This is a genomic window from Prauserella sediminis (genome assembly GCF_014195435.1).
GTDB lineage: Bacteria > Actinomycetota > Actinomycetes > Mycobacteriales > Pseudonocardiaceae > Prauserella > Prauserella salsuginis.
In genome coordinates this window covers 248,765-263,576 of sequence record NZ_JACIBS010000002.1, presented here as the reverse complement: position 1 = coordinate 263,576, position 14,812 = coordinate 248,765, and the positions used below count along the sequence as shown (strand labels likewise).

Below are 14,812 nucleotides of genomic sequence, written 5' to 3'. Positions count from 1 at the left end.
CGGTCGCACGGTGGTCGAGGGGCCGTCGAATCCTGATCTACGCTGGGCAGCACCGAGAATCACCCGCAGCTGATACCGCGGTGTGCCCGGACCGGGCGCCCCCGCGTCGGGGCGAGCGACGAGGAGGAGCCGTGTCCGCTGGGAAGCTCCGTACGGATTCGCGTGCCCCGTTGCGCGAGCAGGTGCGCGACATCCTGCACGCGCGCATCGCCGAGGGAGAACTGCGGCCGGGTGACCGCCTGCTCGAGCACGACCTCGCCGCTGAGCTCGGCATCTCACGGGTTCCGGTGCGCGAGGCGATTCGCATGCTGCAGAGCGAGGGACTGCTCGAGGTGCTCCCTCGGCGGGGTGGTGTGTTCGTCCGCAGCCTGAATCGGCGTGAGCTGGAAGAGCTCTTCGACGTGCGGGAAGCGCTCGAAGTGCTCGCGGCGCGGCGGGCGGTCGAACAGGCTGGCTCGCGGCGAGCAGGGCGCATGGGCGAGCTCGCCGAGCAGGCCCGCGCGGCGCTGCGAGCGGGGGAGACCGAGGAGATGTTCCGGGCCAACGCGGCGTTCCACGACGAGCTCGTCGCGCTGGCGGGCAACGAACTGCTGATGTCGATGCTGGAACCGTTGCACGGCCGGTTGGCGTGGTTGTTCCGGTTGAACCTCGAGCCGGAACGCGTGTGCCGAGAGCACGAGGAGTTGCACGCCGCCATCGTTCGCGAGGATGCCGAGGCCGCTGCCGAGGTCGCTCTGCGGCACGTCCGCTCCAGTCGGCGCATGGTGCTCGACCACCTTGTCGACGGGGCGCTGAGCGCACCGGAACCCAGCGGGGCATGAGCTGTACCGCCGGCTGCGTCGGCGCCCGGGCCTGACACACGCGCACATCACGCCTTCGGCTGCGGTGGCGGCCAGTCGGTCATGTTCTTGCTGCGCCGCGATGCGTACGTGCGGACCTTCGATGTCTTCAGCTGGAGGCGCACGAGGGACTCGGCGATCGTGACCGCCGCAGTCACCCCGTCGACCACGGGAGCCCCGGTGCGTTCCACGACGCGTTCGGCGAGCCCCGACATGCCGCCGCACCCCAAACAGATGACCTCCGCCCGGTCGTCGCGTACCGCACTCACCGCCTGTTCGGCGATGGCGTCGACGGCGGCCTGCGGGTCGCGTTCGAGGTCCAACACGGCCATCCCACTGGCACGCACCGAGGCGCACCGGGAGCTGAGGCCGGCGAGGGTGAGCCGGTCCTCGATCAAGGGGACGGTGCGGTCCAGGCTGGTCACGACCGAATAGGTGCGGCCGAGGAACTGGGCGGTGCTCGCGGCCGCCTCGGTGATGTCGACGACGGGGACGTCGAACAGTTCCTGCAGTCCCTCCCGGCCGTGCTCGCCGTAACCGGCCTGGATGATGGCGTCGAACGGCTCGGGATAGGCCCGGACCCGTTCCATCACGGCGATCGCAGCGAGGTGGCTCTCGTAGTTTCCTTCGACCGACTCCGCGCCGAAGGACGGCGTCAACCCAACGATCTCGGTGTCTGCGGATGCGGCAGCCTCGGCCTGTTTGCCGATCGATTCGGTGATCGAGGTCGTGGTGTTGACGTTGACGACGAGAATGCGCATCGCTGTTGTTCCCTCTGGGTTCGCTGAGTTCGTCCGTGCTGCGCGGGGAGGTTGCCCCGCAACTGCGCCTGCGGGCGGTGGTCCGGTGGATCGTGCGGCTGGTGGTCTATTCGGAGGTCACGGCGATGGACTCGCCGTCCACATCGTGCGCCTCGGACTTGCGCTCGCCGATGACGACGTAGAAGGCCGCACCGAGCAGCGCCCCGATGAACCAGGAGAAGCCGGAGACGGCACCGAAGGCAGGCACCAGCGCCAGCACGACGGCGATCGCCGCCGCCGGGACGAAGGCCCACACCGCCTTGGGGTTGTAGCCGCGCCGGTAGTGGTATTCGCCCTGCGCATCCTCGGTGTAGAGGTCCGGCACGTTCACGCGGGTCCTGCGCAACACCCAGTAGTCGGCCATGATGACGCCGAAGAGAGGGCCGAGCAGTGCGCCGAGCCCACCGAGGAAGTAGTTCACCACGACGGGGCTGTTGTAGAGGTTCCACGGCAGGATGGCCAGGCCGATGAGTGCGCTGACGATGCCCGCTCGGCGGAAGTTGAGCTGTCGTGGGAAGAGGTTGACGAGCGTGTAGATGGGCGCCACGAAGTTGGCCAGCAGATTCACCGCGATCGTGAGGACGATGAGCGCGATGGAGGCCGCGGCCAGCAGGAACATGTTGGGGATCGTCTGGACGATGTCGGTGGGGCTGGTGATCACGCGTCCGTTCAGCTCGAACTGCGCCCCACTGAGCACGACGACGATGACCGCGAAGAACAGCATGTTCACCGGGATCCCGACAAGGTTTCCGCGGACGATCGAGCGGCGGCTCTTGGCCGAGCGCGTGAAGTCGCAGAAGTTCAGCACGAACGTGCCGTAGATCACGACCCAGAGAGCGGCGCCCTCCAGGACCTGCAGCCACATCGCGCCACCGGTCAACGGGTCCGCTGTGGACAACGACATGGATCCGCCCGCTTCGATGAACAACCAGATCGCCAGGCCGCACATCGTGATGAGCGTTGTCGGAGCCGCGATCGCCATGTACTGGCGGATCACGTGCATGCCGTAACTGACGATGACGACCTGAACGACCCAGAGGGCGAGGAAGGTGATCCAGCCCAGCAGCGACAATCCCAGTACCGACTGGTTCTCCAGCACCTGCATCGAGGGGAACATGGCCACGAGCAGTGTGCTGAGCACGCTCGACGCGAGGTACGTCTGGATACCGAACCACGCGATGGCGACCAACCCGCGGACGGCCGCCGGTATCTGCGCGCCCTTGATCCCGAAGGCGATCCGGCTCATGACGGGAAACGGCACGCCGGTCTTGTGTCCCATGTATCCGGACAGGTTGAGAAGCAGGAACAGGAAGGCGGACGCGAGCGCGAAGGCTACGAGGATGCCCCACACGTTGAGTCCGATCGCGAACAGGCCGATCGCGAAGGTGTAGTTCCCGAGGCTGTGCGCATCGTTGGCCCAGAGCGTGAAGACGTTGTAGGCGCCCCAACGGCGTCCTTCGCGCTTCGTCGGGGCGAGGTCGTAACTGTACAGGCGGGAGCTGGCGGCTCCTCGGGATTCCGCAGTCGGCTGCTCGTCCGTGGTCGTCATTGACCAGCCTCCAAGTTTCCGCTGGGCAGTGGTCGGTCCGCTCGTTTCGGCGGCCACTGCCGGGGGCAGTGGCCCGCGGACGGAAGAAGGCCGCTCGCTCCTGGCGGATCCGAGGTCGGGTAGGCGGTGCTGCTGCGAGTAGCGGGTAGCGCCACGACGTTATGACGCTGTTGTGTTTTGACGCTGTTGTGGCGTTTATTCCGTTATGCGAAAGTATACTTTCGACGTGCGTGAGGCACGCTAGTCACGCCGTCAATCCACGTCAAGGCTGGGTGCGGGCGTGCGATGGGCGGCCTTCCGTCGCTGATCAGCCGGCACCGATAGCGCCTCGGTCGGTGGGCGCGAGGTGAGCGGGGCCCGTGGCGGGCACGGCCGGGGCCGGCGACCCGCTCGGCCGGCATGATCTAGGTTCGGCGCCGTGGGGTTCACGGGATTCGGCGAGTACGCGATCGACTTCTACGACGGCCTGGTGGCCGACAACTCGAAGCCGTACTGGAACGCCAATGTCGAGATCTACCGCCGCGACGTGCGCGGGCCGATGGAGGCGCTGCTCGCCGAACTGGCCGACGAGTTCTCCGACCTGGGTGAGCCCAAGGTGTTCCGCCCGTACCGCGACGTGCGGTTCGCTAACGACAAGACGCCCTACAAGACCCACTGCGGCGGGGTGATCGAAGCGGGCCGCGGCGGGGGTGCCTGCTACGTCGAGGTCGGGCCCGCCGGTCTGCGGGCGGGTGGCGGGTGTTTCCACCTCGCGTCCGACCAGCTCGCCCGGTTCCGGCAAGCGGTCGACACCGACGTACACGGCCGTGCCCTCGAGCGCATCCTCGACGATCTGCGCGACCAGGGGTGGCAGATCGCGGGGGAGACCCTCAAGACCCGCCCGCGTGGCGTGCCGGCCGACCATCCCCGCCTCGACCTGCTGCGGCATCGGAGGCTGTACGCGATCCACACGTGGGAGCCCGACGACACGCTCCACGAACCGGAGTGTCTCGACCGGGTGCGCCGCGCGTGGCGGCAGGTGCGGGCGCTGAACGAGTGGGCTCGTGATCACGTCGGTGTGAGTGCACAACCACGCCGCTGACCGGGGTGTGATCGGGCACACCGCTCGGTGTGGCGCGCGGAGACCGGATCGGTCAAGACGCGACGGCGACGACCGTCTAGGCTGTGCAGGCGTGAGCCGACGAGCGAAGATCGTATGCACCCTGGGCCCCGCAACGGCGACGGCGGAGAAGGTCCGAGACCTCGTCGAATCGGGGATGGACGTCGCCCGGATGAATTTCAGCCACGGCGACCACGACGACCACAAGCAGGTCTACAACCTCGTCCGTTCCGCCGCGGCCGAGACCGGCCGGGCCGTCGGCATCCTCGCCGATCTGCAGGGTCCGAAGATCCGACTCGGCACGTTCGCCAGCGGCCCTGTCGAATGGCGCACCGGCGACACGGTCCGCATCACCGTCGAGGACGTGGTCGGTACCCACGACCGCGTGTCCACGACGTACAAGGGGCTGGCCGAGGACGCCAAGCAGGGCGACCGGCTGCTGGTCGACGACGGCAAGGTCGGGCTGACGGTCGACGAGGTCGACGGGTCGGATGTGGTGTGCACCGTGACCGAGGGCGGCACGGTCAGCAACAACAAGGGCGTGTCGCTGCCGGGCATGAACGTGTCGGTGCCGGCGCTGTCCGACAAGGACGTCGAGGACCTGGAGTTCGCCCTCGAGCTGGGCGTCGACTTCATCGCGCTGTCGTTCGTCCGTTCGCCCGCCGACATCGACCTCGTCCACCAGGTGATGGACCGGGTCGGCAAGGGCCGTGTGCCGGTGATCGCCAAGTTGGAGAAGCCCGAGGCGGTCTACAACCTCGAGGCGGTCGTGCTGGCCTTCGACGGTCTGATGGTGGCGCGCGGCGATCTCGGCGTGGAACTGCCGCTCGAACAGGTGCCGCTGGTGCAGAAACGCGCCATCCAGATCGCGCGGGAGAACGCCAAGCCGGTCATCGTCGCGACACAGATGCTGGACTCCATGATCGGCAACTCCCGGCCGACCCGAGCCGAGGCCTCGGACGTCGCGAACGCGGTGCTCGACGGCGCCGACGCGGTGATGCTCTCCGGAGAGACGAGCGTGGGCCGGTACCCGATCGAGACGGTGCAGACCATGTCGCGCATCGTCGAGGCCGTCGAATCCGACCTACCCGCGGTGCCCCCGCTGTCGCACGTGCCGCGCACCAAGCGGGGTGTCATCTCCTACGCGGCGCGCGACATCGGCGAGCGGCTCAATGCGAAGGCGCTCGTGGCGTTCACCCAGTCGGGCGACACGATGCGCAGGCTCGCGCGACTGCACACCCGGTTGCCACTGCTGGCGTTCACGCCGCTGGAGAGCGTGCGCAGTCAGCTCGCGCTGACGTGGGGCACCCACACGCAGCTCGTGCCGAAGGCTGACTCGACGGACCGGATGATCCAGCAGTGCGACCGGGCGATGATCGAGACGGGCCGGTATCAGCCGGGCGACCTGGTGGTCATCGTCGCCGGTTCGCCGCCGGGAACGGTCGGTTCGACCAATCTCATCCGCGTTCACCGGCTCGGTGAGGACGACCACGCCTGAGGTGTGTCCGCCCGGTCGCTCCGCCGCGGCGGTGAAAGAATCGGGCCATGACGGAACTGGCGCGCGCGGCGGCATCGGAACCCGGCGACGACTCGGGCGGTGGGCAGCCGGTGCTGGACCGGTTGGTGAATCTCCTCGACCTCGAGAAGATCGAGGAGAACATCTTCCGCGGGGTGAGCCCGCCGAACTCGCCGACCCGCGTGTTCGGCGGGCAGGTCGCAGGGCAGGCTCTCGTCGCCGCAGGCCGCACGGTGCCTGCCGAGCGTCACGTGCACTCGCTGCACGCCTACTTCATCCGCGGCGGCGATCCGGCCGTGCCGATCGTGTACGAGGTCGACCGGGTCCGAGACGGTCGGTCCTTCACCACGCGGCGGGTCGTGGCGGTCCAGCACGGCAAGGCGATCTTCACGCTGTCGGCGTCGTTCCAGCTGGCCGAGGACGGCGTGGAGCACTCGGGGGAGATGCCGGACGTGCCGGCTCCCGAGACGCTGCCGACGCTCGCCGAGCGCGTCGCCCCGTACGCCGACACGCTCGCCCTGCGTGCCGGCCCGCGGCCGCTGGACATGCGGTACGTCAACCAGCCGCCGTGGGTGACCCGCGAGACCGGCGACTGGGAAGGCCGCAACCGGGTGTGGATGAAGGCCGACGGCGTGCTCCCGGACGACCCGCTGCTGCACGTCTGCGTGCTGACCTACGCCTCGGACCTCACGCTGCTGGACTCCGTGCTCGCCGAACACGACGTGTACTGGGAGTTCGACCGGGTGCTCGGAGCCAGTCTCGACCACGCACTGTGGTTCCACCGCCCGTTCCGGGCCGACGAATGGTTCCTCTACGACAGCACCTCGCCGACCGCCTCCGGGGCGCGCGGTCTGGCCACGGGCCGGTTCTTCGCCCACGACGGCGGCCACATCGCGACCGTCGTCCAGGAAGGCCTGGTCCGCGTCCTCTAGTCCACGCGCCGCGCATGTGGTGACCCGGCCGGCGCGCGGCTCGAGTGTTTTCGCGCGTGGTGTCCGCGTGGACTGCGGTGCTACCGGTCGACATTTCGCGGAAATGCAATTTGCAGTTCTCGGAATGGTCGCGAACACGGAGTGCCGACGTGATTCACCGGCACCTTCTTTTCGGCGCGCTCGGTGGTTAGATGGGGCGCGGCACGAGTGGAGGTGAGCGATGACGCGTGGTCAGGGCCCGACCGTGCGCCGCCGCAGGCTGGCCGGAGAACTGCGCAGGCTGCGGGAGGCCGCGGAGTTGACGATCGACGACGTGGCCGAACGGCTGGAATGCTCCGCATCCAAGGTGAGCCGGGTCGAGACCGGCCACGTCGGGGTCACCCCGCGGGATGCGCGCGACATGCTGGGGCTGTACGGCGTCACGGGGGAAGACGCCGACGCGCTGGTGCAGCTGGCGCGGGAGGCACGCAAACGCGGCTGGTGGCACGCCTACAACGAGGTCTTCACCGGCACGTTCGTCGGGCTCGAGGCGGACGCCGCCTCGCTGCGGGCGTACCAGGCGCTGCTCGTACCGGGCCTACTGCAGACGCGCAGGTACGCTCGTGCGGTGATCCGAGCGATGCGGCCCGACGCCACCGAGAGCGAGGTCGATCGCCGGGTCGAGGCGCGGATGGAACGGCAGGCGTTACTGCAGGACGCACATCCGCCCGAGTACTGGGCCGTGATGGACGAGGCCGTGCTGCATCGGGCCGTCGGCGGCGTGGAGGTCATGGCCGAACAGCTGTGGCGCATGCTCGACGTCGCGGCGTTGCCACACGCGACGATTCAGGTCGTTCCGTTCGACGGTGGTGCCCATCCGGGAATGGAGGGCCCGTTTCTCATTCTCGGATTTCCGGAACAGGCCGATCAGGACGTCGTCTACGTCGACAGCACGAATGGCGGGCTGTATCTCGAGGACAGCGCCGAAGTGCATCGCTATGCGCTCATGTTCGACCATTTGCGCGCTGCGGCCGCCAAGCCCGATGATTCGCTGGACATGATCGAGGCCGCCGCGCGGCGGTTCGAGAAACACGACAACTGAAACGGATCGACAAGGAGAACACATGGCCAGCGCCCCGTCCTCCCACTGCAGCGTGTCGGACAGCTCGCACGGGATCGAGCCCGGCGCGCTCGCATGGCGCAAGAGCAGCTACAGCGGTGGCGGCAACGACTGCGTCGAAGTGGCGTTCACCCCCGGCGGAACGGCGGTGCGGGACTCGAAGAATCCCGCGGGCGGCATGCTGCGGATGACGGCGTCCGAATGGGACGTGCTGTTGACGGCCGCGCGCAGCGGCGTACTCGACCGTCCTTGATCCCTTACCCGCTGCGGGCCGCGTAAGGCGGCGGGTAAGGGCCCGCGGCAGGCGCGAGCGACGTGATCGCCCGATGCCGCGGGTCCGGCCTTGCGGCGATCGTCTCGTTCACAGTCACCCGTGAACGAGGCAGTCCCGCATCATGAACCGGCGTGCGTCGCGGGGCCGAGGCTGTGGCCGCCGCATACGACCGCGGACTGTTGGGAGAAGCCGGCTGACGCGGGCGGCGCGCCCTGCCGAGCCGGTGGCCCTCGGCCCGGCAGGGGCGAGCGTCAGCGGCGGGGGAGTCGCCGCAGCGCCGCGATACCGGCCGACATGACCTTGGCCCACAGGCGCGGCGGCATTCCGCGGAACGGGCGGAGCCGCAGGCCGCGTTGCACGGCCACCGCCTGGGCCTCGGTGTACTTGAGCAGCCCTTCGGCGCTGTTGCGCCTGCCGACGCCGGACTCCTTCATCCCGCCCATCGGCACCCCGACGGTGCCGAACGTGGCGGCGTAGCCCTCGTTGACGTTGACGGTGCCGGCCTTGATCCGCCGGGCGACCTCCTCGCCGCGGCGGGCGTCACGGGTCCACACGCTCGCGTTGAGGCCGAACTCGGTGTCGTTGGCGCGTGCGACCGCCTCGTCGACGTCCGAGTAGGAGTACACGGCCACGACCGGGCCGAACGTCTCCTCGCGGAACAGCTTCGCCTGCTCGGTGACGCCGGTGAGCACTGTCGGCTCGTAGAACAGGGGGCCCAGGTCCGGCCTCGGCGCCCCGCCCGTGACGACGGTCGCTCCGGCCGCGCGGGCGTCGTCCACGTGTGCTGCCACTGTGGTCAGCTGGTCCTGGGAGGTGAGCGAGCCCATGCCGGCGTGGTAGTCGAGGCCTGCACCGAGTGTGAGCCCCCCGGTCCGTTCGGCCAGTGCGCGGACGAATTCGTCGTGGATGCTCTCGTGCACGTAGATCCGCTCGACCGACACGCACAGCTGGCCCGCCGACGAGAAACACGCGGTGACGGCACCGGCGGCGGCTTTACGGACGTCGGCGTCCGGCAGCACGACCATCGGATTCTTGCCGCCGAGTTCCAGGGAATAGCCGGTGAGCCGCTCGGCGATCTGCCCGGCCAGCCGTTTGCCCGTGGGCGTCGAGCCGGTGAAGCACACGTAGTCCGATTCCTCGACGATCGCGTCGCCGATGGCCGATCCGCGTCCCAGCACGATCTGCCAGACGTCGGCGGGCAGCCCGGCCTGCTCGGCGAGCTCGTGCAGCCACAGCGCCGACAGCGCCGTCTGGTTGTCGGGCTTCTGCACGATCGCGTTGCCCGCGGCCAGGGCAGGCAGTACGTCCATCGCCGTCAGCGCGAGCGGATAGTTCCACGGCGAGACGACCCCGACGACGCCCTTGGGGTGGCGGACCTCGCTGGCCTTCGTCAGCAGCGGCAGCGCACCCGCGGCCCGGCGTGGGGCGAGCAGCCGCGCGCTGTGCTTTCCGTAGTACGAGGCGACCAGGGCGGTCGCGCTCACCTCGTCGAAGGCGTCGATCCTCGCCTTGCCCGCTTCGACCTGCACCAGGTCGAGAACCTCGTCCTGGTGGGCCAAAACCAGATCGGCCAGCCGCAGCAGCACGCGCTGGCGCTCCCGCGCGGGCCATTCGGCCCAGGACGGCTGCACCTCGCGTGCCCGGGTGAACACCTGCCGGACCTCGGCGTCGGCCGCCTGTGGCAGCGGGGTGATCGGCTGACCGGTGAACGGAGCGGACATCGTCACCGGTGCTGCGTCCATGCCGGCGGCGACCCGGTGGGTGAGCTGCTCGGCACGCCGCCGGGCAGGCGCTCCGGACACCCCGCCGACAGGGTCAGCGGGGCCGGCCGTGGAGCCGGGGTGGCTGGGCGTGTTCGGCACGGTGCTGGTCACGGGAGCCTCCGGGGAGCCAAAAAACTGTTACTCGCGAGTAATACCTTACCGCCGAATGCAATCCCCGCAAGGCTGCGGGCGCGTCGTCGCGGGCGCGTTCACCCGCGACGACACCGTGGCGCCACCGGGGTGCCCCGCAGTGGCCGAGCTCGGGCGCCGCAGGGAGGCAGATCCGCGGCGGGGCCTTCTTCACCGAAGCGCAGCACTCACCGAAGCGCAGCACTCACCGAAGCGCGGCACTCACCGAAGCGCGGCACTCACCGGAGTGCGGCGTCATTCACCGCAGAGTCATTCGCCGAAGTGCAGCGTCGCGATGCGCTTCCACTCGGCGAGCAGCTGCTCCCGGCGGCGCGGATCACCGCCGAGCTCGGCGTCGAGGGCCAGGCCCCGGGTCAGGTTCACCGTGAGCCAGAACAGTGTCTGCATCCGCTCCTCGGGCAGGTCGCCCGACAACCCCGTGAGCAGTTCCAGGGTCGACCGGCCCAGTGCGCGGTCGACCGGCCGGATCGCGCTGCGCAGTTCGGGGTCGGTGCGTGCGGCGATCCAGAGTTCCATCGCGGCCGTGGCGAGGGTTCCGGAGTAGGAGTCCCACAGCAGGTCGATCGCGGCGGCGATGCGGTCCGGCCCCTCGGGCAGTTCCTTGGCCTCCGGTGCACGCCTGCGCTGCAGCCTGGTCGTCAGGTGTTCCACCGCCGAGGCCATGAGATCGGACTTGGAGGCGAAGTGGTGCTGGAACGCGCCTTTCGAGACTCCGGCGCGCGCGCATATCTCCTGCATCGAGGTGCGTGGATACCCCAGCTCCACCAGGCATTCGATGGTGGCGTCGAGCAGGGCCGCGCGGGTCTGTGCGCGCCGCTCCGCCTGGGTGCGGTGTGCCCGCGCGGACGAGGGCGTGCGCGAGGACGACGGCGGTGTCGGTGGCGTCGTTGTCATGAGCGCATCACCTGTGCCCCCTTTACCGGCTGGGACGGTGGTTGTAGATTCCGATCGGAACTTACATTCCATGCGGAATGTTTTCCACCCCAGTGCCAGGTGATCAAGGAGGCCCGCCGTGCCGCTGCAACTGCCCAGGAGCCCGTGGCTGACCGAGGAGCTCGACGACTTCCGCGAGATGGCGCGGTCGTTCTGCCAGAAGGAGCTCACCCCGCATCAGGACCGGTGGATCGAGAACAAGCAGATCGACCGGGAGGTCTGGACCAAAGCGGGCGAGATCGGTCTGCTGTGCCTGTCCGTCCCCGAGGAGTACGGCGGCGGTGGCGGCAGCTTCGCGCACGAGACGGTGCTCTACGAGGAGCAGGCCCGCAGCGGTGACAGCGCGTGGGGCGTGTCCGTGCACAACGGGATCGTGGCCCACTACCTGCTCGCCTACGCGGCCGAGGAGAAGAAGCGTGAGTGGCTTCCCAAACTCGCGAGCGGCGAGTGGATCGGCGCGATCGCCATGACCGAACCGGGCACCGGATCGGACCTGCAGGGCATCACGACGCGCGCGGTGCGAGACGGTGACGAGTACGTCATCAACGGTGCCAAGACGTTCATCACCAACGGCGCGATGGCCGACTTCGTCGTGGTGGCGTGCAAGACCGATCCCGATCCCGACGCCGGGGCCAAGGGCATGTCGCTGATCGCCGTTCCGACGTCGGCGGCGGGGTTCCGCCGCGGCCGCGTGCTCGACAAGATCGGTCTGAAGGGGCAGGACACGGCCGAGCTGTTCTTCGACGACGTCCGGGTGCCCGTCGCCAATCTGCTCGGGGACCAGGAGGGCCTGGGCTTCTTCCAGCTGATGCAGCAGCTGCCGCAGGAACGGCTGCTGATCGCCGTCACCGCGGTGGCCGGGATGGAGGCGGCGGTGGACCAGACCATCGCCTACACCCACGAACGCGAGGCGTTCGGCAGGCCGCTGTCGAAGTTCCAGAACACCAAGTTCACCCTGGCCGACGCGGCCACCGAGGTAGCGGTGTCCCGCGCCTTCCTCGACCAGTGCATCGAACGGCATCTGCGCGGCGACCTCGACGTGCAGGGCGCCGCCATGGCGAAGCTGTGGACCACCGAGCGGGCCAACCGCGTCATCGACGACTGCGTACAGCTGTTCGGCGGCTACGGCTACATGATGGAGTACCCCGTCGCGCGCGCCTGGGCCGACATGCGCATCTCGCGGATCTTCGGTGGGACCAGCGAGATCATGAAGGACATCATCTCCAGGACGCTGTGAGCCGGCCCGCGGCGGAAAGGTGACATCCATGAACGCTGGACCTCTCGGCGGGCTGACCGTGATCGAACTGGCCGGTCTCGCACCGGCTCCGTTCGCGGCCACGATGCTGGCCGACCTCGGCGCCGACGTCGTGCGCGTGGACCGGGCGAGTCCGGGGGCGGACGTGCTCGGTATTCCGAACGACCCGCTCACGCGGAGTCGCCGCACGATCGGCGTCGACACCAAGACGCCGGACGGCGTCGAGGTGGTGCTGTCGCTGGCGGAGCGGGCCGACGTGCTCATCGAAGGGTTCCGGCCCGGCGTCGCCGAGCGCATGGGACTGGGGCCGGAGCAGGTGCACGCGCGGAACCCGCGCCTGGTGTACGGGCGCATCACCGGCTGGGGCCAGGACGGCCCGCTCGCGCCGGTCGCGGGGCACGACATCAACTACATCGGGCTCTCCGGCGCCCTGTCCACCATCGGCAGGGCAGGCGACAAGCCGGTGGCGCCGGTGAACTATCTCGGCGATTTCGGTGGCGGCGGGCTGTACCTCGCGATGGGTGTGCTCGCGGCGCTCTACGAACGCATGTCCTCCGGTGTGGGGCAGGTCGTCGACGCGTCGATGGTCGACGGGTCGGCGCTGCTGACCACGCAGCTGTACGGCATGAAGGCGGCCGGTGCGTGGAGTGGGGAGCGGGGCGCGAACCTCCTCGACGGGGGCGCGCCGTTCTACGACACCTACGCCTGCGCCGACGGCCGGTACGTGGCCGTCGGCGCGATCGAGATGCGGTTCTGGGCCGCGCTGGTGGAGGTGCTCGAACTCGACGCCGAGTCGCTGCCGCTGCACCTGGACCAGTCGCAGTGGCCGAAGCTCCGGGAGATCCTGGCCGAGGCGATCGGGAAGTACTCCCGCGACGAGCTGGTCGCCAAGGCCGCGGGTACCGACGCGTGCCTGACGCCGGTGCTCACGCCGGAGGAAGCCGCCGACCACCCGCACAACGTCGCCCGCGGGACGTTCGCAGAGGTCGGCGGGATGGTGCAGCCCGCGCCGGGGCCGAAGTTCGGCCGCACGCCGGCGCCGGAGCCGCAGGCGCCGCATCCGGCGGGTGCGGACACGGCCGAGGTGCTGGGCGAGTTCGGCTACGACGGCGACGCCATCGCCGCGTTACGGGAGGCCGGCGCCGTCGCGTGAGGTGCGGGTGCCGGTCGCAGCCATGGGCACGCGACCGGCATCGGTGGCAGCCGTGACGGCGCGGCGTGTCGCTCCGCCGGCCCGGGTTCTCACCCTTCTAGGGTGCCACCCGGACGTGTCATCTACGGGCGCGTTCCGTAACCGGCTTCCGCCGTTCGTGTGGGAACCGGTCAGGCGGCCCACGGCCCGGTGACGATGATGTTGAATGAGCCGCGTGAGCGGCCTGGTTCACCGGCGTTCATCGGGCCGTCACCGCGTACGGCCCTCGGCACGGCGGAACCGGTGGGAGACGCGACCGGCCGCCGATGTGAAGAATTGAGTGGAGCGATGTCACCGGGACTCAAGAAATTCCTCATCTTCGGCGTCGTCGCTCTCGTCCTGTTCCTGTTGATCAGCAAACCCACCGAGTCGGCCGACGCCGTGCAGACCGCCCTGGGCTGGCTGGGAGACGGTGCCCAGGCTCTCGTGACCTTTGTGGAGCGCCTCTTTTCCTGACGGTTACGCCGCAGTATCCACATCATGGACAGTTCGTCGTCCGGTGCTCGAAACCCGGCACCGGCAAAACGTCGTGACCACCTGAAGAATGCGATCACACAGCGTATATCCAGGGCGTTTTCGGGCGGCGGACTGGACCATCCGGGTGGATTCCGAGGCCTAAAGTGCAGGTCACCGAATCTGTCGCCGAGAGGGTCTGGCGTGGAGCCGAGTCGCTCTCCTACGGTGCTCACATTGCGTGATCGGGCCGATTCGACGATTGCCCGGCGGCAGTTCGAACAGCGTTGCTCTGGTGAGCACGTTGTTCTCGGTCTTTCCGCAAGCGACTCCGATGTGCGTTGCAGAAGGAGGCAGGGATGCACGATCCCGGCGTTGACGCGGTCATCCAGCAGTGGACCTCTGAGCGTGAACAGAGCGCCGAGGAGGTCGAGGCGCACCGCATCGCCACGTCCTGGCTCGCCGAGGCCCCGCGGACGGCACAGGCGGCCCAGCAGGCCCCCGGGATTCCGGGGCAGCGGGGTGCGGCGGGTGCCGGTGCGTGGGCCGCTCTCGACAGCGCCGACACCACCTATCTGGACGCCATGCGGCAGCGGTTGCCCGAGGCGCCCGACGAGCTTCTCGTCGCCGCCGCGGGGTGGTGGCAGATGCTCGGTGACGTGCGCGAGGCCGAGGCGTGGTGGGATGCCGGCATCAGCCCGCTCGACCAGCGGGCGCTCGACTACCGCGCGGCCGGGCTGACCCCGGACGATCTCGCCAAGTGGCTCGGTCCTCTCACGGTCCTCGAACACCTGCGCAGGGGCAGCGCGCCCGCCTGGTGCGTGGCCCGCTTGGCGCGGCAGCGCCGCGACGCCGCGAGCTGAGAGCGCCGCCGGGCCACCGGGCGCCGGGCCGCCGGGCCATGATGCAGGCGGGTACCGGTGGAGGCAGGTACCGGTGCGGGCGGGCAACGGCGCTG

The 14,812-nt window shown here is 69.3% G+C and carries 14 protein-coding genes; 10 read left to right on the top strand and 4 right to left on the bottom strand.

Going from position 1 to position 14,812, the window contains the following annotated elements:
- Positions 1-131 precede the first annotated feature (131 nt).
- Positions 132-821 carry a GntR family transcriptional regulator gene (locus FB384_RS19580; RefSeq protein ID WP_183786160.1) on the top strand — a complete coding sequence of 230 codons (690 nt, stop codon included), beginning with the start codon at positions 132-134 and terminating at the stop codon, positions 819-821.
- Positions 822-868: 47 nt separating this feature from the next.
- On the opposite strand, the gene FB384_RS19575 is transcribed toward FB384_RS19580, so the two are convergent.
- Positions 869-1,600 (bottom strand): aspartate/glutamate racemase family protein, encoded by a 732-nt coding sequence (locus tag FB384_RS19575; protein WP_183786158.1) that lies wholly within the window; start codon positions 1,598-1,600, stop codon positions 869-871.
- Positions 1,601-1,706: 106 nt separating this feature from the next.
- A complete protein-coding gene (locus FB384_RS19570; protein ID WP_183786156.1) occupies positions 1,707-3,188 on the bottom strand; it encodes an NCS1 family nucleobase:cation symporter-1 in 1,482 nt (493 codons plus the stop codon).
- Between the two features lie 418 nt (positions 3,189-3,606).
- On the opposite strand from FB384_RS19570, the gene FB384_RS19565 reads away from it, so the two are divergent.
- The 5 genes from FB384_RS19565 (at position 3,607) to FB384_RS19545 (ending at position 8,087) form a co-directional block, all read left to right on the top strand.
- Positions 3,607-4,269, top strand: a complete 663-nt coding sequence (locus FB384_RS19565; protein ID WP_183786153.1) for a DUF2461 domain-containing protein — start codon at positions 3,607-3,609, stop codon at positions 4,267-4,269.
- A 91-nt stretch (positions 4,270-4,360) separates the two neighbouring features.
- On the top strand, positions 4,361-5,785 hold the full coding sequence (gene pyk, locus FB384_RS19560; protein ID WP_183786151.1) for a pyruvate kinase: 1,425 nt from the start codon (positions 4,361-4,363) through the stop codon (positions 5,783-5,785).
- A gap of 47 nt (positions 5,786-5,832) precedes the next feature.
- Positions 5,833-6,735 (top strand): acyl-CoA thioesterase II, encoded by a 903-nt coding sequence (gene tesB, locus FB384_RS19555; protein WP_183786149.1) that lies wholly within the window; start codon positions 5,833-5,835, stop codon positions 6,733-6,735.
- 220 nt (positions 6,736-6,955) lie between these two features.
- Positions 6,956-7,816 (top strand): helix-turn-helix domain-containing protein, encoded by an 861-nt coding sequence (locus tag FB384_RS19550; protein ID WP_183786147.1) that lies wholly within the window; start codon positions 6,956-6,958, stop codon positions 7,814-7,816.
- Between the two features lie 22 nt (positions 7,817-7,838).
- Positions 7,839-8,087: a DUF397 domain-containing protein gene (locus FB384_RS19545; protein ID WP_183786145.1), complete on the top strand. Its 249-nt coding sequence runs from the start codon at positions 7,839-7,841 to the stop codon at positions 8,085-8,087.
- Positions 8,088-8,359: 272 nt separating this feature from the next.
- Here FB384_RS19545 and FB384_RS19540 read toward each other — a convergent pair whose 3' ends face one another.
- Both FB384_RS19540 and FB384_RS19535 read right to left on the bottom strand, forming a co-directional pair.
- Positions 8,360-9,982 (bottom strand): succinic semialdehyde dehydrogenase, encoded by a 1,623-nt coding sequence (locus tag FB384_RS19540; RefSeq protein WP_183786143.1) that lies wholly within the window; start codon positions 9,980-9,982, stop codon positions 8,360-8,362.
- A gap of 288 nt (positions 9,983-10,270) precedes the next feature.
- Complete coding sequence (locus FB384_RS19535; RefSeq protein ID WP_183786141.1) at positions 10,271-10,915, bottom strand: TetR/AcrR family transcriptional regulator; 645 nt, start codon at positions 10,913-10,915, stop codon at positions 10,271-10,273.
- A 118-nt stretch (positions 10,916-11,033) separates the two neighbouring features.
- On the opposite strand from FB384_RS19535, the gene FB384_RS19530 reads away from it, so the two are divergent.
- The 4 genes from FB384_RS19530 (at position 11,034) to FB384_RS19515 (ending at position 14,717) form a co-directional block, all read left to right on the top strand.
- On the top strand, positions 11,034-12,191 hold the full coding sequence (locus FB384_RS19530) for an acyl-CoA dehydrogenase family protein (protein ID WP_183786139.1): 1,158 nt from the start codon (positions 11,034-11,036) through the stop codon (positions 12,189-12,191).
- Between the two features lie 28 nt (positions 12,192-12,219).
- Entirely contained in the window at positions 12,220-13,362 is a 1,143-nt protein-coding gene (locus tag FB384_RS19525; RefSeq protein ID WP_183786137.1) for a CaiB/BaiF CoA transferase family protein, read from the top strand.
- Positions 13,363-13,689: 327 nt separating this feature from the next.
- A complete protein-coding gene (locus FB384_RS19520) occupies positions 13,690-13,857 on the top strand; it encodes a hypothetical protein (protein WP_183786135.1) in 168 nt (55 codons plus the stop codon).
- 356 nt (positions 13,858-14,213) lie between these two features.
- Positions 14,214-14,717, top strand: coding sequence for a helix-turn-helix transcriptional regulator (locus tag FB384_RS19515; protein ID WP_183786133.1), 504 nt, complete (start codon positions 14,214-14,216; stop codon positions 14,715-14,717).
- Positions 14,718-14,812 lie beyond the last annotated feature (95 nt).